Raw genomic sequence first — 23,061 nt, forward strand, 5'->3', positions numbered from 1 at the left:
AAGATCTAAATCAAAAAACAAGCCATAAAGAAAACCCCCGATGTTGGAATTAGTCCAATATCGGGGGTTTTCTGCACAAGCGAAAATTTCAGCTTGCTTGCTTTTTGTTATTTAGAACTTGAACTTGAGCTTGATGAGGAACTTGATTCGGAAGAAGATGAGGAACTACCTGAACTGCTAGAGCTCGAACTTGAGCTGCTCGAACTTTCATCTTTTAATTCAGGTGCATCCGTCTTATAGAGATCCAAAGTTGACTTCCCCTTGTTTTTCTTCAGTAAACTGGTTGGTTCTTTTTCTTGAGCCTCACTTAACTGCTTCAGACCGGCCGACTTTTTATAGTTATACTTCGATTTGTCTACCGTTTTAAACCAACTGTGTTTGGAGAAACGCAGTAAATCACCATTGATGACTGAATCTGATAACGACAATTCTTTATTAACATACGTTTGTATCTTCTTAACTTCTTGCTTCTCAGTTGCGGATTCATCAGTGATCTGCTGTCCTGTCTTGGTATAATACAAATCATTGCCATACTTGGTATACTTCGGAGATACAAAATTACCATCACGGAAAGCAACAATTTGATTGCGATCTTTAGACAACAAATCTTGTCCGAACTGAATAGCACCCGAATCATTAATTCCGAGTAAATTCATGAGTGTCGGCATCACATCGATCTCACCACCATATGTGTGGTTAACCCCACCCTTAAGTCCGGTCATATGAATCATAAACGGTACCTTTTGGAACATGGCCAGATTGTAATTGTCAATCTGTTTAAGTCCCAAAATCTTGGCAATCGCTGCCTTATGATTATTCGAAATGCCGTAATGATCCCCATACAACACAAGCATACTGTTCTTCATCAATCCAGACTTTTTCAGATAACTCAACAGTTCCCCAATGGATTGGTCAAGATAATGCGCTGTCTGCACGTACGGATCAACGGTTGGATCGCCAGTATCCCACGGTTTAATGGAAGCATCCTTTTTAGAAATTAAATACGGATAGTGATTGGAAACCGTAATTAATTTTGCATAGAAAGGTTGTGGCAGTTGCTCCACATACTTCATCGCGTCTTTTAAGAAGATTTTATCCTTCATTCCGTAGCCGCTGACATATCCCGGTTTAATCTTGTAGTACTCTTTACTGAAGAAATATTCGTAACCAAATGACTTATACGCGTTATCCCGGTTCCAGAAACTAGGCACATCCCCATGGAAAGAAGCGGTGGTATACCCATTTTGATCTAAAATAGCCGGCACACTTTGGAAAGTATTACTTGTCCCATCCATAACCATGGCTGAGCCCTCTGCCAATCCGAAGAGAGAATTCTCCAGCATCATTTCAGCATCGGCAGTCTTTCCTTGTCCCACTTGATTAAAGAAGTTGTCAAAACTCAACGTATCCTTTTCATGGTACAGCTTATTCAGGTTAGGCGTAATTTCCTGTCCATCCCATTTTTTGTCGATCACAAATTGCTGCAAACTTTCCAAATGGATAATAAAGACATTTTTTCCTTTGGCCACGCCTTTATACTGAATATTTGAAGAAACATGATGTTCCTTTAAAAACTTCTCAACTGGTTTCAATTGATCATCAGAAGCCTTTGATTTTTGTTCACTATTTTGATACGTCTTAATCGCATCATAAGCTGTAAATGTCTGCAACCCTAAATATTTCACGATATAGTTGTTATCAAAGGTTCGCGTTAACAACCCTGAACGATTGCTATAGGCCATCCCAAGATTCACACCAAACACGCCCACCGCTAGCACCGTAGTAGCCGCGGCATAGCGGAATTTGAACGGTGTCATATCAATCTTAATAAACCGGATCAAAAGCAGTAAAATAATAACCGCAACGTCCACAAACACTAGGAAATCAGTACCGCGGATAATTCCCATCAAACTTTTACCAAGATTATCAGAAGTTGAACCCGAACCTTTAATCAAGTTAAACGTAATGAAATCTGAGAATTCACGGTAATAAAGAATGTTTGCAAACAACCACGTTGACAAGATGGCATCCATCAGGATCATCCACCAATATGCCCACTTCCCCCGAAAATAAAGTCCGATTCCAAATAGGAATAGGGCTGTAGCGATCGGCGAGATGGCCAAAATTAATTCTTGCATGTTTCCCTGAACACCTAAACTGAATTTCATTTGGTAAGCCATATAGGACTTCACACAAAATAGAATAACGGCGAACAGGAAAAATCCAAACCGTGTATTTAATCCCCGGCGGATCTTATGCCACGCTTGACTCATAGTTGAACCTCCATTACATTACAACAGTTAAATTTGAACCTAAATGACGTTCATAAACTAAATAAGTATAACTGAAAATTAGTATTTTTAATAGACCTTTCCCATGGATTTACACAGATTTTAAATAACTTTAATCTCCATTTGAGAAAATGCTCATAAAAAGAGGCCAACCCCCAAAACACGGACCTGCCCTCCTTCTAGCTGCGTCTTATAGTTTTGCTGTCAGTTCGATATCCGGATACTTTCCTTTGAACCAGCGCTCAGCAAACTCATTTTCAAATAGGAATAATGGCTGGCCCGCACGATCCTTGACCAACAGATTCCGGGATGATGACATCCGCTCATCAAGCTGTTCTGGATCAATCCAGCGCGCAATCTTTTTACCGATCGGTTCCATGACAACTTCCGAATGGTACTCATTTAACATTCGAAATTGGAAAACTTCAAACTGCAATTGACCAACTGCACCCAAAATATAATCTCCCGTATTATAGTTGGTGTACAGCTGGACAGCCCCTTCTTGGACCAATTGCTGAATACCCTTATGGAATGATTTTTGTTTCATGACGTTTTTCGCGCGAACATGTACAAAAAGCTCTGGTGTAAATTGCGGTAACTTTTCAAATTGGATAGCTTGTTTACCTGCATAGATCGTATCCCCAATCTGAAAATTACCGGTATCGTATAGGCCGACAATATCTCCCGCTACCGCCTTTTCAACAGTATGCCGGGCATCGGCCATAAATTGGGTGGAATTGGACAGACGAATTACCTTGCCCGTGCGATTCAAAGTGACATCCATACCGCGGTCAAATTCCCCGGAGCAAATTCTGACAAACGCGATCCGATCCCGATGATTGGGATTCATATTCGCTTGAATTTTGAAAATGAAGCCGGAAAATTCAGCGTCATCTGGGGCGATCTCTTCGCCAGCCTGGTCCACATGGACTGCAGGTGCTGGTGCATACTGCAAATAAGTATCCAAAAAGGTCTTTACACCAAAGTTGGCTAACGCTGACCCAAAGAACACCGGTGTCAATTCACCAGACGCAATTTTTTCTTTATCAAACTGATTACCTGCTTCGCTAAGCAATTCCATATCTGCATAAGCATCTTGATAGGCGCTATCTTCTGTTAATGGGTGATCACTAGCTAATGTGCCATCTTCTTCCAACGGTAAATATTGATTACCCTGGGCATCCTTATGGTATAAAACGACCCGCTGATTATAGCGATCGTACAGACCCTGCAGCCCCTTACCCATTCCAATTGGCCAGTTCATTGGGTAAGCATCAATCCCCAAGACTTCTTCAAGTTCGTTGACTAAGTCTAAAGGTTCGCGACCATCACGATCTAATTTATTCATAAAAGTAAAAATGGGAATGCCCCGCATTTTACAAATCTGAAATAACTTTTTGGTTTGGGGTTCAATCCCTTTCGCCGAATCAATAACCATGACAGCTGAATCGACAGCCATCAAGGTTCGATACGTGTCTTCGGAGAAATCCTCATGTCCCGGTGTATCCAAAATATTAATTCGTTTGCCTTGATAGTCAAATTGCATTACGGAACTAGTCACAGAAATCCCACGTTTCTTTTCAATTTCCATCCAGTCTGATTTTGCATAATTTCCCGATTTACGGGCTTTGACTGTCCCAGCTTCACGCACAACGCCACCAAAGAGCAACAGTTGCTCCGTAATGGTGGTTTTCCCGGCATCGGGATGTGAAATAATGGCAAACGTTCGCCGTTTGGCAACCGCCTGGTCTAATGTTGTCTCGTTCATAAACTACCTTCCTACCTCTTCATTACACTTTTCATTAACTTCATTTTGACAGGCCCGTTTGTAAGGCCCACGAGCTTCATTTTATTTTTACATACGTAACCTACCTAAATAGTAATAAAGAACCAAAGGAAAATTCCCCCAGTTCTTGTTTGAGTGTTACTTTTCATCGTCGCCTTCAAGTCCAAGATCGTGTTTGATTTTTGTTGTTGAAATGCCTTCAGTTCTCGGGAGATAAACGACTTCACAATAGTCTTTAAGAAAGTCAAACTTGCCTTTCCAGTCATCCCCCATAACGAACGTGTCAATGTGGCGTTCCTGAACGTCCTTAATCTTTTGATCCCAGCCCTTTTCTGGAATCACTTCATCCACATAGCGAATAGCTTCCAGAATATACTTGCGATCTTCATAACTTGTGTAAGCTTTCTTACCCTTGAGCGCATTGAATTCATCCGTTGACACACAAACCGTCAAGTGATCCCCCAATGCTCTGGCACGTTTAAGCAAGCGAATATGCCCCTTATGCAATAAGTCAAAGGTGCCATAAGTAATTACTTTCTTCAATGTTCATTCTCCTAAAACTGTTAAAATTAAAATACTCCCCAATATTACCACATAATCGCGTTTGCGCGCCACTTTAATCCCAACCTGAGATTAAGCCGTCAAAACCGCGCATCTGTGCGTTAGTCCTCATTATTTAAAATCCAAATATGATAGACAAATTCAACCACCACTTTAACAACCGCATAGGCTGGAATGGCTAAGATCATGCCGGGGATCCCTGCAATTTTTCCCGCCGCTAGCAGTAAAATAATGATTGTCAAAGGATGTACCTGTAAGCTACGCCCAATGATGTTGGGATAAATTAAATTACCATCCACCTGTTGAACGATTAACACCACCACAATCACCCACACCGCTTGCATCGGAGAAACGGTGATTGCCACTAACAACGCTGGAAAAATACCAATGTAGGGGCCCACGTACGGGACAATATTCGAAATGCCGGCCACCACCCCTAACAAGAGTCCATAAGGCTGGCTGATAATCATATAGCCGATCGCCGTGAATGTCCCCACAAACAGGCATTCCAATACCTGCCCATCAATGTAGGAAGATAATGTCGCACTCATTTTATTGAAGAGCTCGACAATTGTATCCGCGTTTTTCTCGGGTAACAACCGTTTGACACTAGGAACCAACTTATGCCCATCTTTTAACATGTAAAATAACATTACTGGCACTGTGATAATAACCACCGTCACGCTCGTAATCGTAGATATGAGTGTGCCAATACTGCTGGTCATCGTACTCAAGGCCGATTCAGCGTATGTCCCGATGGAACTATTCATTTTCTGGATGTACGGATCCAAATCCACATTCTTAAGCCAGTCGGCGTGCGTCAAAAAATGTTTGGAAGCCGTTTGTAAATTTGTGGCGATAGTAGGTAAGCTTTCAATTAATTGCGCAATCTGTTTAACTAACCTTGGAATCATCCATCCCAAAGCATAACCAATAATACCAAACAGCAATAAGAAGACGATCACGACGGCCCACGTATGGCTAATACGGAATTTTTTAAAATGGACTTTCTCTAATAATTTAACGAGTAGATTCAGTAAATAAAACAAGAATCCCGACAAAATGATAGGAACGAACACTGTCGAAATAAACGTCCCAATGGGGGCAAACAAAAAATTGATTTTAGTGCAGACATAAATTAAAGCGGCCACGATTAAAAGCTCAAGTGACCAAAACATTAACGGTGATCTTCTAATTTTATCAAACATAACAGGGCTCCCTTTTTACTCTGTATCTCAATCACTGTACCGAGCAAAACTTTTGTTTCATTACAATCCATTATAACGTACTTAGTGCCGGTTAACTTAGCTGATAAACACAAACTGGCAATATTCGAAAAATTCAAATATTGCCAGTTAGATTTATATCCAGAACTGAAGACTCCTTGAGTTTTCATTTCATTTAATCACAATCAAAAATTAGCGCTGGTTATTTCGCTGAACAAGTTCCAGATAACGGTGGTACCAGATATTAATAAATTCGTCAGAAAACGGCCCAGTACCTTGATCAATCCACTCTGTCAACGTTAAAACGCTGGCCCGAATAATTTGATCGGTATCTTTAGGGTAGTGCCATTGGTGACTAAAGCGCTCATATTCATCAACATCTAATAATTTTCGATCCCCATTAGGGTAAACTTTTACGTCTAAGTCGTAATCAATATATTTTAAAGCTTCGTCATCCAAAACGTACGGTGAAGCTAAATTACAGTAATTAGATACGCCACCCCTGCGAATCATGGTGACCACGTTAAACCAATAATCTTTATGAAAATAAACTATGGCCGGCTCGCGAGTTACCCATCGTCTCCCATCATCTTCAATGACAAGTGTATGATCATTACACCCAATAAACTCGTCATCACTATTCTTTAAAACCATTGTATCGCGCCATGTTCGATGCAAACTGCCATCGTGCTTGTAGCTTTTGATCGCAATATAGTCCCCAGCTCTGGGTTTCTTTGACTTGCGATTCATTAATGACACATCTTTCCAATTCTCAAAGTTTTAAAACTTAGAATTCCATTTGTCATTATATCAAAAAAGACCGGACGACGAAAGAACGACTCCGATCAAAACTTAACTAATAGTTTCCTTGCATTAAATTGGCGTAAATAGTTTGACACTGAGCCACAAGCTGAGACTTTTTCAGATGATAATTCGACAACATCACAACCGCATTTCTACCGTCCTTACTAATCATCATCCCGCTCTCTTCTCCGTAACCAACTCCGTGACTCCAATAACTGGTGCCATATTTTTGGTAAAGCCCACCAGCATACCCGCGGGGACTTTCCTGCGCATCGTGAAGCATTGCCGTATTTTGGGCGGTTAGGAACTGATTTTGCAAAATTTTCTGACTTACATGATAAAAATCTAACGCGTCCATGTAAACATTGCCCGTTGCCAATTCATTATGCTGATTGGCGATTTTTTCGCGATAAACATGCTTATAATTGATTGTATTATCCGTAAATGGACGATTATGATAAGGCGTCGACAACCACTTAGCCTGCTGTGCTTGCATGACGAAGCCGGTATGCTTTAAGTGAAGCTGTTTAATGAACACCTTTTTGAATAGGGCGTAATAGGTCCGATGGGTTACCTTTTGTAAAACCCCAGCCAGTAACGTAAAGTTAACAGGCTGATACGACCACCGCTTATTAGCTGCCGCTTTAAAACGGACATGTTTAACGGTGTACTTCACCACATCTTGTCCCGAAAGTGCTTTGGTTGAAAATTTATGTATCCGCAAACCGGTCATCATATTAAGCATCATCCGAATCGTGATTTGATTGGCACCGGGTACCTGCGGATAGAACTTGGCCAGGTGATCAGTCAAGGCAAGTTTACCTGCTTGCACCTGCTGCATAATTAACGTGGCCGTCAGTGATTTCTGCATGGATAAAATTTGATATTCAGATTGGGCTTGGTTCACAGCCGCCTTCTCAAAGTTTGCGTACCCGTACCCCCGGCTATAAATGGGGTAATTATTCTTTACAATCAACACCGTTCCCACAAACTGATTATTACCGAGAATCGCATTCAGCTGTCTTTGGATCTGGCGTTTTTTCCCTTTCAATTGCGGCTGCTGCATCAAAATCCGTTTAGGCGTAAACGTCTTTGGCACCAACTTACGTTTCGGTACATTTTGGGTTGCACCACTAAAAAAAGTTGGATCAGCACGATGGTCAGCCTGATAATTCAGATACGCGACCCGAATGCCACCTGCCACGACCACGATAAATAACCCGAAAATAATCAGGCGTCCTAAATATCTTTTCATTTTATTTTCCCCCATAAAGTCTATCTAATCGCTATTTTCTTGCTGCTCAATCAATCGGTTAATGGCATCGATCGAAAAGCCTTTGGTAAACAAAGTTCGTTTGGTGCGCAGTTTGCGCTGGGCAAACGGATAACGCCGATTGCGCCGCCAAACTTTTTCAAATTCTGTTGCTAATTTTTGCGCTTCTAACTCCGGATCAGGCTCGAACTGCATTTTTGCTAAGATTTGGTCAACAATCTCTCCAGAAAAGCCCTTGGTCATAAGTCCCTGTCGAACTTTTTGTTTCATTTTGGTCACCGGTTCGCGGCGGTAGCGCTGGCTTAATTTCTGGGCGATGTCTCCGCCATTTTCAACCTGCGCAGCCGACGGATATTCAGTTAGGGCTGTCTCAATGTCATTTTCCAGTACCCCTTTTGCCCGTAAGTTACGGCGAATCACAATCGGCCCTTTATCCGACGTCCGCGCAATAGTCCGCACATAGCTCTGGGCATATTGCAAATCATCCACTAAATGCAAGGCACGCAGTTTTTTTAACGTGGTCTTAATTGTGGCTTCTGGAATTTCATTTTCACGTAATTTTTGCTCAATTTCTTGCTCCGTACGCAAATGCCCTGACAAATAGTTCAATGCGCGGTTATAAGCTTTTGATACGTCATCGGCCGCCAGAATTTCAGCTTGAAGCTGTGCATCAACTTCCATACCTTTGAAAATTCGAAACTTGATCATAACGTCTTCGCTAATTGGAAAGGCATAGTGCCCATCCAAAAAGACGTTGTAACGCCCTTGCCGCTTTTGAGTTGTAATTTTGGTTACTTTGGGTATTGCTTTTTCTTCTGCCATATTCTGCCTCCCCCGACGATTCAATTCACTAAATGGCATTTGTCTGCTATAATTCTTTAGGACTTACTAGGAAAAGAGGAATTACCATGCCAACTGCAAAAGTTGTTTTTGCGACCATTACGGGTAACAACGAAGACTGCGCTGATATCATTACTGAAGCCTTAGAAGATTTGGGCGTTGAAGTTGATGAATCAGAGATTTCACAAACTGATGCTGCCGAATTTGAAGACTACAATATTTGTGTTGTGGTACCCTACACCTATGATGAAGGTGCCCTTCCAGAAGAAGGAATGGATTTTTACGAGGAGCTTGCCGATCTTGATCTGACGGATAAAATTTTTGGTGTTGCTGGATCTGGTGATGTCTTCTATGAAGAATTCTATTGTGTGGCCGTTGATGCCTTCGCGAAAGCTTTTGAACAAGCCAAAGCCAAACAAGGTGCCACGCCGGTCAAAATTAACTTAGCTCCAGAATCAGAAGAAGATCTCGACCAGTTAGATAACTTCGCCAAACAATTGGTCGACAGCTACCAAGCTGCCCATTAATCACAGAAGTACAAAAAGGGTTTCTTCTCCGCCTTTGACGATTAAAGTTTGGCGCTAGAAAAAATGGAATTTTTTGAACTTTCTTTTTGGATCACGATTCTAAATGACCGTCGTGAACAACTTCAATTTTTAACCCATTTTTCTTCATTTAGCATCGTGTTTAGGTGCTATTTTTTTATGCCGAAAAATAATCAGCTTGCTAAAAATATAGTTTACAATGACCACCACAACGTTATCAATGAGCTTGACTAAAATGGCATTTTGGTTGAGTAACGATACCCCCACCCACATAATGATAACTTCCATAAAGTAACTTAATAAACGAAAAAAGAAAAACGAACCTAGTTCGCGCCAAAAAGCTGCCCAAGTCGTATAATGCGAGCTAAATACCCAAACTTTATTTGTAAAAAATGCCACGAGGACCGAAATCGCCCACGCAATGGCAGTTCCAATTTGGTAATTCCAATTCGTAAACAAGTCAAAAAAGGTAAAGGTCAAAAGGTTAACCGCGGTGGTCAGTGCCCCAAAAACTAAATAAAGTATTACGGCTTTGTTTTTTTGGATTAAATCCTTCACGTTTCTTAACCCCGCTGCTCCTCAAATTTTTGTTGCAAAAAATCTAAAATATAACTGGCGGCATGCCCATCACCATATGGATTTTTAGCCTCCGCCATTTGCTGGTAAGCTTTCTGATCCGTTAACAGAACTTCCATGGCTTGCCGCACATTATCCGGATCGGTTCCCACTAATTTCAAGGTTCCCGCTTTGACACCTTCTGGCCGTTCCGTTTCATCTCGTAATACCAAAACCGGTTTTCCTAATGAAGGAGCTTCTTCTTGTACCCCGCCTGAATCTGTCATAATAAAATAACTGCGTGCAGACAAATTGTGGAAATCAACGACATCAAGCGGATTAATTAAATGAATTCGCGCATCATTTCCCAACACTTCATGTGCTGCCTGTTGGACTGTCGGACTCAAATGCACCGGGTAAATCACTTCAACGTCTGCGTGGGCATCCACGACTTGTTTGATTGCCTGAAAAACACGGCGCATCGGTGTTCCCTGATTCTCACGACGATGCATTGTTAGTAAAATCAAGCGATGCTCTGGTTTCACCAAATCTAAAACGGCGTGATGATAATTTTCATGCACGGTTTCTTTTAAGGCATCAATCGCGGTATTACCCGTCACCACAATGTTTTCTTCCGGGTGATTTTCTTTCAACAGATTCTGCTTACTCAAAGACGTCGGCGCAAAGTAATAGTCACTTAAAACATCCGTTAGCTGCCGATTCATTTCTTCAGGATACGGCGAATACTTATCCCAAGTTCGCAATCCGGCTTCCACATGTCCTAGCGGGATTTGATGATAAAACGCGCTAATGCTGGCTGCAAACGTCGTGGTGGTGTCGCCATGCACTAAGATAACATCGGGATGAGCTTCTTGAATCACTTGATCCAGTTTGCTTAAGACACGGGCTGTAATTTCACTTAGGGTTTGCTGCGGTTTCATAATATTAAGATCATAATCTGGGGTAATTTTAAAAATTTCTAAGACCTGGTCAAGCATTTCTCGATGCTGAGCAGTTACCACGGTAATGGGTTCAAACTCACTTTGGCGTTGCTGCATGGCCAGAATAATAGGTGCCATTTTAATGGCTTCCGGTCGGGTTCCAAAAACAGTCATAACACGTAATCTTTGCAAAATTTTCTCCCCAATCTCTTCCAAATCAGTTATTTGCTTCTAAATCAGTATAACGCGCCGCCCTTTAATATTTAAGTCCTAAAACTCGATTTAATGTTTCCTAAAACAACTTATGCTACGATAGAACCACTTTTAACAGGAGGTTTTCTTCATGGCACAAACAACTTTTGAACACAATTTGCAAAAATATGCTGATCTCATTACCCAGGTTGGCGTAAACGTCCAACCGGGGCAAACCATTCTCCTCTATGCTGCGGTGCAACAAGCCCCCCTTGCGCGCTTAATTACCAAAGCGGCTTACAAGCTGGGAGCAAGTGAAGTTATTTTGAATTGGCAGGATACGGAAATTGAACGCCAATTTTTGCAACATGCCCCCCAGTCCCGTTTACAACAAGAACCAGACTATGCTGCGCAACGTGCCCAGCAACTAGCAGACAAGCGTGCAAGCCGCGTTTCGCTCATTTCGGCAGCTCCCGATGCCTATGCAGGGATTGCCAGTGACCGGATTGCAATGCACAGCAAAGCCGCCGGACAAGCTAATGCACCCCTTATGAAAGTGACCACCAATAATGATATTAGCTGGTTAGTCGTGGCTGCTGCCGATGTGCCGTGGGCCGAAAAAGTTTTCCCAGACTTACACGGCCAAGCAGCGGTAACTAAATTATGGGCAGAAATTTTTAAAACAACCTTGGTCGATCAACCAGATCCGGTGGCGGCATGGCAAACTAAAATTGCCGCTTTAAATGAACGCGCCAACTGGTTAAACGCGCAACAATTTGAAGCATTGCACTATAGCGCACCACAAACCGATCTTACAGTTGGTCTCCCCCACAACCATGTTTGGGAAGCAGCCGGCAGTCATGACACGCAAGGTAATTTCTTTGTACCTAACATGCCCACCGAAGAAGTTTTTACCGCTCCAGATAACCGCCACATTGACGGGACGATTGTTTCCACAAAACCGCTGAGCTATAACGGTGCCATCTTAAAGGATCTCCAGATCACATTTAAAAATGGTCGGGTAGTAGCAGCTCATGCAAGTCAAGGTGATACCGTCCTCCAGCAATTGCTAGCTACTGATGACGGCGCAAAATCACTCGGTGAAGTTTCGTTAGTTCCGGACCAATCACCAATTTCACAATCGGGAATTATTTTTTACAATACCCTTTTTGATGAAAATGCTTCTGACCATATAGCTTTTGGGCAAGCTTATCCGTTTAATCTTAAAGGAGGAACCAAACTCTCCGCCGCTGAACTTGCGGCTCATGGAATTAATAGCAGTCAAACCCACGTTGACTTTATGGTTGGTTCCAGCCACATGAACATCGATGGCCTGAAAGCTGATGGCACAAGTATCCCTGTTTTTCGGGACGGTAATTGGGCCGAATAACACCAGCTCCTAATAAAAAATGGGTCTACACTTTCTGGTATTGGTGAATAACTGATACCAGTTTTTATTTTGAAAAAAAAAAGGACATTTGCCCTCTTTGTGTTACGATTTAATCGCCTAATAAAATCGAAAAGAGGAAAAACAAATGTCCCTAACTAATTCTATCCTAAGCCTATTCGAAATAACAGACCCTAATTTAACTGTAACTGAGATTACTAAGGAACATTATCCCAATGGGCAACACGTTCATGTCGTTCACGCTATCCTTTCCTATCAACTTTTAAAATGTCCTCATTGTGGCCATAAATCTCTAATCAAAAATGGAACTCACATTGGCCATCTAAGATTGGGAACCTTATCAGGTGGACGTTATGAGATGCAGCTAAAACGACAAAGATATCAATGTAAACGGTGTTTAAAAACCTGTGGTGCTCAAACTAACCTCGTTAAACGTAATGAAACTTTTACGCATAATGTGAAACATCAAGTAATTGTTCTGGCTCGGGATATGCTGACCAGTAAAGAAATCGCTAAGATTTGTGGGATTTCACCAAGTAGTGTTCAACGCATTTTAAATGCGAATATTCACTTAGCTTATCGTGTTAAAACACTCCCCCAAAATCTTTGTTTTGATGAATTCCGTTCCTGTAATCATCTAATGTCCTTTAACTGTTGCGATGCCGTTAGTCATCGCCGCATTGTGATTCTTAAGGATCGCCTTAGTAAGGATATCATTGATTACTTTGAAGCTCGCTATTCAGTTCAAGAACGTATGAAAGTTCAAACAATCACCGTTGATATGAATGCTGAGTATGCTGGCTTTATTCATCGGTTATTTCCTAAGGCAATAACCATCATTGACCGTTTCCACATTATTCAACTTGCCGGTCGGGCACTGGATAACGAACGTACACGTGTGATCCATACTTTTCAAGATAAGCATTCCCGAGTTTATCGCATTCTAAAATCTCAATGGCGTTTGTTCCATTTGGCAGAAGAAAAGGTCAATGATACTAAACTTATCTATTTACACGGTATCAACGAATACATGACCCAACAGAACGCCATTGACCTAGCCTTAGATGAATTTCCAGAATTTAAAACTGTGTATCAAACCTATCAAGGAATTCTAACAGCCATTCAACAAAAAGATGCGGTTGGATTTAAAACCTTGATTGCCAACTACAAGGCGGCTGGCAACCAAATGGATATTACTATCTCAACTTTAATAAAGAATGGTCCTGCTGTTCTCAATAGTTGTCGTTATCCGTATTCCAACGGTCCTATTGAAGGACTAAATCGTAAAATTAAGGTGTTAAAGCGTAGCTGTTTTGGTTTTCAAAATATTCATAACTTTTTCATTCGTATCAGTTTAATTTATGCGTAAACAAAAAAAGCACATTCACCGAAGTGAACATGCTTTTCAAAAATCTCCACCAATACAATTTGACAGAGACCCTAAAAAATTCGCGAATGACGCGGTTCTTTACGCAAGAACTTAATCATTCACGAATTTTTTTAATTGACGTTACTTTGACGTTCAAATTTGAAAACTAAATTCAAAACCACGGCAACAATGCTAGTCACGACAACACCGTTACCTAAAATGAGATAGAGTTCAGACGGCAACGCTTGAAAAATAGTCGGAACACTAGAAACGCCCAAGCCTGCACCGATTGAAACGGCGGCCACAATTAAATTGCGACTATCATCAAAGTCGACCGTTTTTAGAATTCGAACCCCTTGGAGACCCACCGTACCAAACATCACCAGCATTGCGCCACCAAGAACCGGTGTCGGCACAACTGTTGCTAAAGCCCCCACTTTGGGCAGCAAGCCTAAAATAAGTAAAAATAGACCCGCAAAATAGATCGGTTTACGCGTTTTAACACCAGAAAATTGCACAACACCAACGTTTTCAGAGAACGTTGAATATGGGAACGTGTTAAAAATTCCGCCTAAGATCTGTGCAATACCTTCCGCACGGTAACCACGTTTTAAATCATCCCCGGTAAGATTACGATTCGTCATATCCCCCAAAGCAAAGAAAACGCCAGTAGATTCAATCATGGTGGTCAGTGCAATCAAAATCATGGTTACGGATGACGACCACTCAAAATGGGGAACGCCAAACATAAAAGGTTGTGGAAAACGGAACCAGCCACTTTGTGAGACTGTACTCAATTTAATCATTCCCATTGCACCTGCCAGAGCGGTTCCGGCCACTAAACCAATTAAAATTGCGATTGACTTGATGAAACCACGGCCCCAAACATTAATTCCAATAATAACGGCTAACGTAAACCCACCTACCAGCAGATTATTTAGGGAGCCAAAGTCGTGAGCACTTACTGTCCCACCACCTAAATCTGTGATCGCAACTGGCATTAAGGTAAACCCAATGACAATAATCAGCGATCCGGTTACCACGGGCGGAAAAAGATTTCTTAACTTAGAGAACACGCCACTTACCAAGAGGACAAACAATCCTGAAACAATAATAGCACCATACATAGTCGTAATTCCCAAAGTTTTACCAATCGTTCCTAGTGGGGTGATTACCTGCACTGCACACCCCAAAACCACGGGCAACCCAATTCCCACCAAGCGGGTACGGTGGACTTGAAGTAACGTCGCAATTCCGCACATAAACAAATCCATGGAAATCAGCAGGGCCATTTGTGTGGCGGTAAAGTGCACGATCGCCCCAATCAGTAAGGGCACCATCACATCCCCAGAATACATGGTTAATAAGTGCTGTAAGCCTAAAACAGCGGCCTGCCCATTTGAAGTGGAACTTTCCAGCGGTACCCCCTCGCCTGCGTCGAAATCAATCTGCTCTTGTGCCCATTTTTCCTTTGAAACCAACTCACTGCCTCCTAGGCATATATCCATATCACAGTAAAACAAAAACGATGTCCGCAAATAGACATCGTTCGATGAGTTTATTGCGTATAGTCCAGAATTTACGGTTCTGGGTAGAAACTCGCCAACCATATTAAGGCGTTTATATATGCATTCGTTTTTTTGTTACTAAAATACTATACCACGCAATTTTGTTGTTTTCAATTTTACTTTCATCCCAACCAGGTCTGCGGGGTGCCTTCAAACACTAGATACCTAGCTGTTTTGCACTTCTGGCCTAGCCTATTCGGCGAGTTGTTTGACCTTGACACTTTGAACCTCGTAGCCCAATTTCTTGACAACTTCAGCCAGCGCCTCTGCCGAATTTTCCGCTGCTTCAAATTCAATTTTGACCTTGCTGGCATTGAACAAAACTTTCACTTTTTGAACCCCGGGCTGTTTCGCCAACGCCCCCTGAATTTTTTGCATACATGATGGACATGTCAACGCACCTAATTGTAAAATTGCTTTTGTCATTTTAAAAACCTCCTCAGGTCGTTTCTTAACTTCGATAAATCTAGTATAACGACGTTTATGATTTCAAAACTTGACCACCATCAAGTTTTCTCATTTTTTGACGATTTTTTCACGTGGTGCCTGATAGCGGATTAAGCGCATCGCATTGAAAATCACCACCAGGATACTTGCTTCGTGCACAAACATCCCGCTTGCCATGTAAATGTAGCCAAAGATCAAGCCAATCAGCAGGAAAATCACCGTCGCGATTGCAATCGTAATATTTTGATGGGTATTTGCCACCGTCTTTTTAGCCAATCCAAAAGCATGAACCAATTCCGCAAAACTAGACTGCATCAAGACAATATCGGACGTTTCAATCGCGACATCGGTGCCGCCACCCATGGCGATTCCAATATCAGCAGTCGCAATTGACGGACTATCATTAATGCCATCGCCCACAAAGGCAACCTTATGTCCCGCTTTTTTCAACTGTTTCACAAAGGTAACCTTATTTTCCGGAAGCAGGTTGGCATGCACTTCATCGATCCCCAACTGAGCAGCCACATAGTTTGCCGTCACTTCATTATCGCCAGTGAGCATCACCAGTTTCTTAATTCCTAACTGTTTCAAGGCCATCAAACTGTCCTTCACATGATCCCGAACCATATCGGCGATGCCAATGATTAAGCGTACTTCTTGATCAACCGCCACAATGATCGTTGATCTGCCCTTTGCTTGCGCATTCTGCAGATCGCGTGTCTGTTCGGAATTTAAACCGACATGATTTGCAACCAATAATCTCGCATTTCCAATCAGAACTTGATGATTTTCAATTGTCGCTGCAATTCCCTGTCCTTTTATCGTATTCGTTGTCTGCACGGTGAGTTTTTGAAAAGCAATGTCGTGTTGGGTGGCATATGTTGTGATCGCTTTTCCTAAGGGATGATCGGATTGACTCTCTAACTTGGCTGTTAACGCTAGGGTAACTGCCGCATCTTGACCATAAGTTTTGATTTCAGCCACCTCGGTATCGCCCTTAGTCAAGGTCCCCGTTTTATCAAAAACAAGCGTGTCTACTTTGGCAAACGTATCAACTACTTCGCCACCCTTAATTAAAACACCATTTTTAGCGCCATTCCCAATTCCAGCAACGTTCGAAACGGGGGCCCCGATGACCAAAGCACCCGGGCAGCCCAGCACGAGGACTGTAATAGCCAGCCGAAAATCACGGGTTATCACGCCCACCAAAAAGGCAAGAACTAAAACGGCGGGTGTGTAGTACTTAGCAAACTGATCGATAAATTTTTCTGCGTGTGACTTGGTATCTTGGGCATCTTCGACCAATTCCACAATTTTGGCAAAGGTCGTATCGTCACCGACTTTTGTGGCTTGAATCTTTAAAGTTCCGTTATCTAAAATGGTTCCCGAGTAGACGTCATCGCCAACGTGTTTGGTTACTAGCTTAGATTCCCCGGTGACACTGGCTTCGTTTAAGTAGCCGATACCTTCTGTAATCTTGCCATCAATTGGGATTTGACCACCTGTCTTCACTAAGACCAAGTCGCCTTTTTCAACGTCATCAATATCGGTTTCTTCAACCTGGCCCTCGCTGGTCACCACTTCGGCGGTGGTAGGCGCCATTTCCGTCAAAGTTTTAATGGATTCCCGTGTTTTCGCTAGTGTTTTGGCTTCAAGAAAACTACCGAATAAAAACAAGAAAGTGACAATTGCCGATTCGTTGAACTCTTGAATAACAAAAGCCCCCACAACGGCGATGCTGACTAACAACTCAATGCCAATCACGCGGACTTTTAAAGCTTCGATTGCCCGAATAATGATTGGTGTCCCCGCCATCACCGAAGCGATGATAAAGGCGGTGGTGTACACCAAATCAGCACCTATGGCCCTGGCTAAAAATCCCAGAACAATTAATCCGCCCGCTACCCACGTAATGGTCGTCACATTTTTTTGAACCATTTGCTCGAACTTCATCATGATTTTGTACCTCTCATCTCTATTTGATAAGTTCACTATAAGCGCAAACGGTCAAGTTAGAATTGATCCTCATCAAGTTTTTAAAAACAAATTCACTTTTTTCTTAACGCGAAGTCTCTGGGCGTTGCTTGATTATCCCGCTATTTTATGGCAAAATACGAAAGGTACGTTGTCCTCGTGGCTCAACTGGATAGAGCAATCGCCTCCTAAGCGATAGGTTGTGAGTTCAAGTCTCACCGGGGACATATACATAAACTAGTAAAAATAACGGTCACCCCCTTTAATGATAAGGAGTTGACCGTTATTTTTATCTTTGTAAAAAGCCGCCACAAAAAATTTGCGGCGGCTGTGATAATAATGTTAGTTAGTCTTCATCAAGCGGTCCTTTGTCCAGAAAGGCACTGACCATCCAAATAAGCTTGTCCATTTCAGCTTTAAACCCGTTTAAAATATCTTGGGTTGGTAAATCCTGTTCCTCATCCGTGATCTCAATTCCTCGCTGGTACTGATCGCGCAGATAACGAAAATCATGGTCCAAATGTTTCATGAGTTCTGGAAGCGGAAATTCACCCCAGGAAATCTCCTCATCTGGCAAATTGGTATGGGCTATAAATTCATGCGTAGTGGCATACGGTTTCCCGCCTAAGGCAATTAACCGTTCTGCCACTTCATCCAACTGCGCCGCAAAAATTTCGTTAAACTCGTCCATTTTAGGATGTAGTTTAAAAAATTCAGGCCCCCGCATATACCAGTGGACTTGCTGAACATTAACCTGCATCTGACTTAAATCCGCAATTAATTGATTTAACTGCGCTTGGGTCTTTACAAATTGATCTGAACGCATAAAGAAACTCCTTTCAACTTTTCAAGCTTCCGACCATACTTTCAGTCTAAAGCGTTCCTTATATAGCCTCAATCAATTTGCCCATCATTTTGGCTCTCAACAGCTACTCAAAAAAATAAATAATAAAGGCCACTCAATCCAATAAAACGGTAAATCCATTTTCTAAACGTGACTCCATCTAACTTGGAAGCAATCCTGGCTGCGATTACCGTGCCAATTCCCGCTGCAAGCATACCCACCAGAATGTAGGGAATATCATGCGCATCTAGAATACCGTTTTCCACCCGCACACTATTAATGTAAAAGGCATCAATCAAAAAAAGCCTTGAATGTTAGCCGTATATTCCGGAATTGATTTGGCTAATGAAAGAAAATACAGCGCCATCAACGGTCCGCCAATCCCTAACAGACCATTAAAGAAGCCAGAAATCACCATAAAGCCAAGTGCAATAAACAACGGATATTGTCGGCCATCCGCATTTTTCACAAACGTAAAGTACAAATATAATGCCACTAATAACCCACCCAATAGCATTCGCATCACGTGGGGTTCAAGGACATTGCTCAGATGAACCGACCAAGTGGCTACGGCCGCATACACTAGAAATGGCGGCACAATCCGTTTTAACCGCACTTCATGGCGATAGCGATAAGTCAAGCCAACCATACTTGCTAACATACATAAGCCCGCAATCCCAGCTGCTGGCGCAATCGGTAGAATAAATGGGAAGAAGGTCATCATCACAATGACAGCACCAAAGCCAGTCAAGCCTTGAACTAACCCTGCTAAGAGTGCTGGAAAAAATATCAATAGCCAAGTCATCATTTGTAAGCTCCTCTGTCCGAATCGTAACTTAAGTATGGTAGAAACTAGGCACGTGGTCAATGGTCATTTTTGGGTGGCCTCCCAGATTAATCAGGCCACAAAAATAAAGAACCAGGGCAATCACCAAAATTGTCCCAGTTCTTTATGTTTATATACACTTGCAAATTACTGTTATGGGTCAAAAGCCCAGTTTGAGCAGCCAGCCACGTGGCCAAAAGCCTAATTCTAGCCCGCCACAACCAAAACTAGCTTTTACCCCTGCTAACTTCGTTTTAGTTATCTTTCTTAACCGCTGCTAACTGACTTTTCTTTACGCCGGTTACAGCTTCCATCCCTTCACGCGTCACGATCAGCTGCTTGCCAAACTTACGAATCGTGCCTTTGGGAAAGCGCTTCGGATACTTGTTATAAATCGTTCGTACGTAATCCTTTTGCTTACCCCACATCGTACTTGCTTCGTGACTGCCCATGTAATCTTGGTCATTCAAATCAATTTTCAACTTTTTCATAACCTCAATCCCTCACTTTGTCATAAATTAACTAACTTCTTTTACCCATAAAATCGCAACTGCACCAGATCCTAAATGAGCGCCAAGGACCGGGCCAATTTGGCCAGTCTCAATGACAGCGACATTCGTTAACTTCGCCTGAATACTTTGTTGCCATTTTTCGATTGCTGGTTCGTTGTCCGTACCGCATAAAAATACGCGAACTGGATAGGGTAGGTTTTTAGTTTTCTCAGTGAAACGCGCCACAATTTCCGCCTTAGCACGCTTTAGCGAACGCACCTTATCGACGGCCTCGATATTATGATGAACCGGATTCAACGCTAGAATAGGTTTGACTTTTAAAAGCGATCCCACGAAGGCCGAGCCACTGTTGAGCCGCCCGCCATGCACAAGATTTTTTAAATCATCAACCACAAAATACTCACCAAAACTTTGTTTCAGATCGTCAACTGTCGTCAAAATTTCTTCGACTGATTTTCCTGCCAGTGCCATTTTAGCTGCTTGTAAGACCAAATACCCCATTGGCTGCAGGGACAGCTGGGAATCAACCACATGCACGGACAAAGCCGACACCGTTTCGACAAATTGACTCAGATTATGCACAAAACCACTAATTCCGGCTGCCAAATGAATACTGATCACATCTGTGTAGCCCTGCTTGGCTAGCTCTTCATAGATGTCAGCCATGGTCCCCATTGAAGGCGGTGCCGTCGTTGGAAAGGTCTTTTCCGTTTTCAATTGTTGATAAAACTCTGCATCGCTGATATCTAACCGTTCACGATATTGCTTGTTGCCAAACCCTACCGAAATCGGCGCCACTGTAATATGATATTTCTCACAAACATTTTGGGCTAAATAAGCTGTACTATCAGTCACAATCGCTATTTTCGTCAAATATTTTCACTCCTAGCTTAGTAAGTGTCCAAATTATACCCCTACTGGTTGAAGTAAAAACGGCATCATCACTGGTATTTTACCGAAAAGCCTTATCTAACAGGATTTTGCGTCTTAGCTAAACCGTGACAAGCAAAAATGACCTGTCACACTTGGCGTTTTTCCCGTCAAATTATATTTACATCATTAACTACCCTTTACTGAGGTTACCAAGCTGTCGAATGAAAGTCAAAAATTATGAATATTATTAATAAAAAGCACAAAAAGAGGCTGAAAAAACTTTCAACCCCTTCAAATCTCTGAACATTAATAGTCGCAATCCTGGAAAAGGATAACTTCTCCGCTTAACGACGAAAGCCGAATGATTCAAAGAACGAATCATTCGACTTCCGAGTTGAGGCTTGAATTAAAATATCTTCTTCCACTCTCGCCTGGTTCTATTTATTTTTCAACATAAACGCCCTTCCAGTTCCAAGGAACACCGGCTGTATTGTAGACGTAGCCTTTGACTTTTGTGTTGATCAACTGTGAAGCCACACCATTGTAAAGCGGGGCGTTACCTTGTTCGTTCATCAACAGCTTTTCAGCCTTAACCATGTCTTCCCAACGTTTCTGTGTATTATTGGCATCTGCGTTGTTGGCTTTGTCAATCAGCTTGTCATATTCCTTATTGCTCCAGTGTCCGTTATTGAAGCTGTTATCGGATGTGAACAACCCTAAGTCAGAAATTGGATCAGAGAAGTCAGCACCCCAAAGTGTGATAACCAACTGGAATTGCCCCTTTGCTGAACGTGCTAAACGTGTCTTATAAGGGATCGTCTGCACATTGATCTTCAAACCAGGAAGTTTTTGTAACTGCGTTTGTAAGAATTCAGCTGTCTTCTTCCCAGCATCCGTATCATCAGCCATCAACGTGTAAGTCACGCTCTTCTTGCCTTCTTGTTTCAAGCCCTTTGCCCAAAGTTTCTTTGCTTGAGCCAAGTTATAGTTAACGCCGGTGCCTGTATAGCCTTCTTTAGCAAAATCTTCGCCGGTCTTCGGATTACTTGCCAAGCCATCGGTTACAAAGCCTTTTGGTGTGGTCGACCCATCTGCCAGCACATCGTTCACTAATTGTTTCCGGTTGATTGCCAAAGACATTGCCTTACGAATATTCACGTTTTGGAAAGCCTTGATTTTCTTGTAATTGTATTCCAGATAAGCATTACGTGCTTCCCGTCCTAAGAAGAACGATTTACTACTCTTCAGATTAGCAACTTGGGTTCCTGAAATATACGTCTGGTCCACCTGCTTACCTTGGAACAAGTTCAAGCCAGTTTGCGTGTCTTTAACCACTTGATCAGAAATCTTACTTAAGTAGACGTGTTTCTTGTCCCAGTAGTGCTTATTTTTAACCAGTGACCACTTGTTGTTCGTGCCGGTCCAGCCAGTCATTGTGAATGGTCCGTTATAAACCTGGTACTGACTTTGCGTAGCATATTTAGAACCATACTTTTCAACCACTTTTTGATCTTGTGGGAAGAAACTTGGGAAGCCCATTAACAACTTAAAGTACGGAATCGCCTTTTCCAAAGTTACGGTTAACTTATAGTCCCCGTCTGCTTTGATCCCTAAAGTATTGACAGCTTTCTTGCCAGCTTGAATCTTGTCAGCATTCTTAATACCGCTAAATAGGTAGGCGTACTGCGACCCTGTCTTGGGATTATTTGTCCGCCGCCATGAGTAAACAAAATCTTGGGCTGTGACCTTATCGCCGTTACTCCATTTGGCATTTTTGCGTAATGTAAATGTGTAGGTCTTACCATCTTTAGAAACTTTAGTCTTCGTTGCCATACCAGGGAGAATTTTATTATTCTTACCCAAGCGATAAAGGCCTTCATCAACGTTGTTCAGCATATTAAAACTGATTTCATCTGTAGCGATGGATGGATCTAGTGATGGCAACTCCGATTTCTCTGTCCATTTCACAACTTGCTTAGCGGCCAAATTGCTCTTGTTAACGCCATTGCTCCCCGTTGAGGCGGACTTGCCATTCCCGCACGCAGCCAGTAATAGTAGCGGTAACGCAACTAAAAGTGTGACCGACCCTTTCTTAATTTTCATAATCCAAACAACCCCTCTTCTGTTTTTAATCTGATTATGAGAAAATATCTAATCAGAATTTAATACTAAATATAAGCGATCGTGCGGTGGTTGTCAACTGGAAAATTAAATAAAAATTAAAAT

At 42.2% G+C, this 23,061-nt stretch carries 19 protein-coding genes, 1 tRNA gene, 1 pseudogene and 1 riboswitch; of the genes and pseudogenes, 4 read left to right on the forward strand and 17 right to left on the reverse strand.

Going from position 1 to position 23,061, the window contains the following annotated elements:
* Window positions 1-107: 107 nt before the first annotated feature.
* The 7 genes from ACLJJ6_RS06245 to recX all read right to left on the reverse strand — a co-directional run bounded on the left by ACLJJ6_RS06245 (window position 108) and on the right by recX (window position 8,763).
* Window positions 108-2,273 carry an LTA synthase family protein gene (locus tag ACLJJ6_RS06245; RefSeq protein ID WP_412988350.1) on the reverse strand — a complete coding sequence of 722 codons (2,166 nt, stop codon included), beginning with the start codon at window positions 2,271-2,273 and terminating at the stop codon, window positions 108-110.
* A gap of 208 nt (window positions 2,274-2,481) precedes the next feature.
* Window positions 2,482-4,059, reverse strand: coding sequence for a peptide chain release factor 3 (locus ACLJJ6_RS06250; protein WP_412988351.1), 1,578 nt, complete (start codon window positions 4,057-4,059; stop codon window positions 2,482-2,484).
* A 156-nt stretch (window positions 4,060-4,215) separates the two neighbouring features.
* Window positions 4,216-4,620, reverse strand: a complete 405-nt coding sequence (gene tagD, locus ACLJJ6_RS06255) for a glycerol-3-phosphate cytidylyltransferase (RefSeq protein WP_412988352.1) — start codon at window positions 4,618-4,620, stop codon at window positions 4,216-4,218.
* Window positions 4,621-4,739: 119 nt separating this feature from the next.
* Window positions 4,740-5,846 (reverse strand): AI-2E family transporter, encoded by a 1,107-nt coding sequence (locus tag ACLJJ6_RS06260; protein ID WP_412988354.1) that lies wholly within the window; start codon window positions 5,844-5,846, stop codon window positions 4,740-4,742.
* 210 nt (window positions 5,847-6,056) lie between these two features.
* A complete protein-coding gene (locus ACLJJ6_RS06265; RefSeq protein WP_412988355.1) occupies window positions 6,057-6,614 on the reverse strand; it encodes a DUF402 domain-containing protein in 558 nt (185 codons plus the stop codon).
* 106 nt (window positions 6,615-6,720) lie between these two features.
* Entirely contained in the window at window positions 6,721-7,923 is a 1,203-nt protein-coding gene (locus ACLJJ6_RS06270; RefSeq protein ID WP_412988356.1) for a serine hydrolase domain-containing protein, read from the reverse strand.
* 24 nt (window positions 7,924-7,947) lie between these two features.
* Window positions 7,948-8,763 carry a recombination regulator RecX gene (recX, locus tag ACLJJ6_RS06275; RefSeq protein WP_412988357.1) on the reverse strand — a complete coding sequence of 272 codons (816 nt, stop codon included), beginning with the start codon at window positions 8,761-8,763 and terminating at the stop codon, window positions 7,948-7,950.
* Window positions 8,764-8,849: 86 nt separating this feature from the next.
* On the opposite strand from recX, the gene ACLJJ6_RS06280 reads away from it, so the two are divergent.
* Window positions 8,850-9,308 (forward strand): flavodoxin, encoded by a 459-nt coding sequence (locus tag ACLJJ6_RS06280; RefSeq protein WP_412988359.1) that lies wholly within the window; start codon window positions 8,850-8,852, stop codon window positions 9,306-9,308.
* Between the two features lie 144 nt (window positions 9,309-9,452).
* On the opposite strand, the gene ACLJJ6_RS06285 is transcribed toward ACLJJ6_RS06280, so the two are convergent.
* Window positions 9,453-9,884, reverse strand: a complete 432-nt coding sequence (locus ACLJJ6_RS06285; protein WP_412988361.1) for a GtrA family protein — start codon at window positions 9,882-9,884, stop codon at window positions 9,453-9,455.
* A 5-nt stretch (window positions 9,885-9,889) separates the two neighbouring features.
* Window positions 9,890-10,996 carry a non-hydrolyzing UDP-N-acetylglucosamine 2-epimerase gene (wecB, locus tag ACLJJ6_RS06290; protein ID WP_412990439.1) on the reverse strand — a complete coding sequence of 369 codons (1,107 nt, stop codon included), beginning with the start codon at window positions 10,994-10,996 and terminating at the stop codon, window positions 9,890-9,892.
* Window positions 10,997-11,165: 169 nt separating this feature from the next.
* Between wecB and ACLJJ6_RS06295 the strand changes: the two genes are divergently transcribed.
* Window positions 11,166-12,404 (forward strand): aminopeptidase, encoded by a 1,239-nt coding sequence (locus ACLJJ6_RS06295; protein ID WP_412988363.1) that lies wholly within the window; start codon window positions 11,166-11,168, stop codon window positions 12,402-12,404.
* A 145-nt stretch (window positions 12,405-12,549) separates the two neighbouring features.
* Window positions 12,550-13,791, forward strand: coding sequence for an ISL3 family transposase (locus tag ACLJJ6_RS06300; protein ID WP_412988180.1), 1,242 nt, complete (start codon window positions 12,550-12,552; stop codon window positions 13,789-13,791).
* Between the two features lie 131 nt (window positions 13,792-13,922).
* Here ACLJJ6_RS06300 and ACLJJ6_RS06305 read toward each other — a convergent pair whose 3' ends face one another.
* The 3 genes from ACLJJ6_RS06305 to ACLJJ6_RS06315 all read right to left on the reverse strand — a co-directional run bounded on the left by ACLJJ6_RS06305 (window position 13,923) and on the right by ACLJJ6_RS06315 (window position 17,759).
* The gene (locus ACLJJ6_RS06305) at window positions 13,923-15,209 is read right to left on the reverse strand and encodes a nucleobase:cation symporter-2 family protein (protein WP_412990441.1); all 1,287 of its coding nucleotides are present in this window, start codon (window positions 15,207-15,209) and stop codon (window positions 13,923-13,925) included.
* Window positions 15,210-15,339: 130 nt separating this feature from the next.
* Window positions 15,340-15,439: riboswitch (purine riboswitch) on the reverse strand.
* Window positions 15,440-15,551: 112 nt separating this feature from the next.
* Window positions 15,552-15,785: a heavy-metal-associated domain-containing protein gene (locus ACLJJ6_RS06310; RefSeq protein ID WP_412988364.1), complete on the reverse strand. Its 234-nt coding sequence runs from the start codon at window positions 15,783-15,785 to the stop codon at window positions 15,552-15,554.
* 90 nt (window positions 15,786-15,875) lie between these two features.
* A complete protein-coding gene (locus ACLJJ6_RS06315) occupies window positions 15,876-17,759 on the reverse strand; it encodes a heavy metal translocating P-type ATPase (protein WP_412990443.1) in 1,884 nt (627 codons plus the stop codon).
* A 174-nt stretch (window positions 17,760-17,933) separates the two neighbouring features.
* Here ACLJJ6_RS06315 and ACLJJ6_RS06320 point away from each other — a divergent pair.
* Window positions 17,934-18,007: transfer RNA gene (locus ACLJJ6_RS06320), tRNA-Arg, on the forward strand.
* Window positions 18,008-18,126: 119 nt separating this feature from the next.
* Here ACLJJ6_RS06320 and ACLJJ6_RS06325 read toward each other — a convergent pair.
* The 5 genes and pseudogenes from ACLJJ6_RS06325 to ACLJJ6_RS06345 all read right to left on the reverse strand — a co-directional run bounded on the left by ACLJJ6_RS06325 (window position 18,127) and on the right by ACLJJ6_RS06345 (window position 22,938).
* Window positions 18,127-18,606 (reverse strand): Dps family protein, encoded by a 480-nt coding sequence (locus tag ACLJJ6_RS06325; RefSeq protein ID WP_412988365.1) that lies wholly within the window; start codon window positions 18,604-18,606, stop codon window positions 18,127-18,129.
* Between the two features lie 107 nt (window positions 18,607-18,713).
* A pseudogene (locus ACLJJ6_RS06330) lies at window positions 18,714-19,429 on the reverse strand (sulfite exporter TauE/SafE family protein).
* Window positions 19,430-19,704: 275 nt separating this feature from the next.
* Window positions 19,705-19,941, reverse strand: coding sequence for a helix-turn-helix domain-containing protein (locus ACLJJ6_RS06335; protein WP_412988366.1), 237 nt, complete (start codon window positions 19,939-19,941; stop codon window positions 19,705-19,707).
* Between the two features lie 27 nt (window positions 19,942-19,968).
* On the reverse strand, window positions 19,969-20,835 hold the full coding sequence (locus tag ACLJJ6_RS06340) for a DegV family protein (RefSeq protein ID WP_412988367.1): 867 nt from the start codon (window positions 20,833-20,835) through the stop codon (window positions 19,969-19,971).
* Window positions 20,836-21,276: 441 nt separating this feature from the next.
* A complete protein-coding gene (locus tag ACLJJ6_RS06345) occupies window positions 21,277-22,938 on the reverse strand; it encodes a peptide ABC transporter substrate-binding protein (RefSeq protein WP_412988368.1) in 1,662 nt (553 codons plus the stop codon).
* Window positions 22,939-23,061 lie beyond the last annotated feature (123 nt).

Origin of the sequence: Pediococcus siamensis (genome assembly GCF_047220215.1) — a bacterium.
Lineage (GTDB): Bacteria > Bacillota > Bacilli > Lactobacillales > Lactobacillaceae > Pediococcus > Pediococcus siamensis.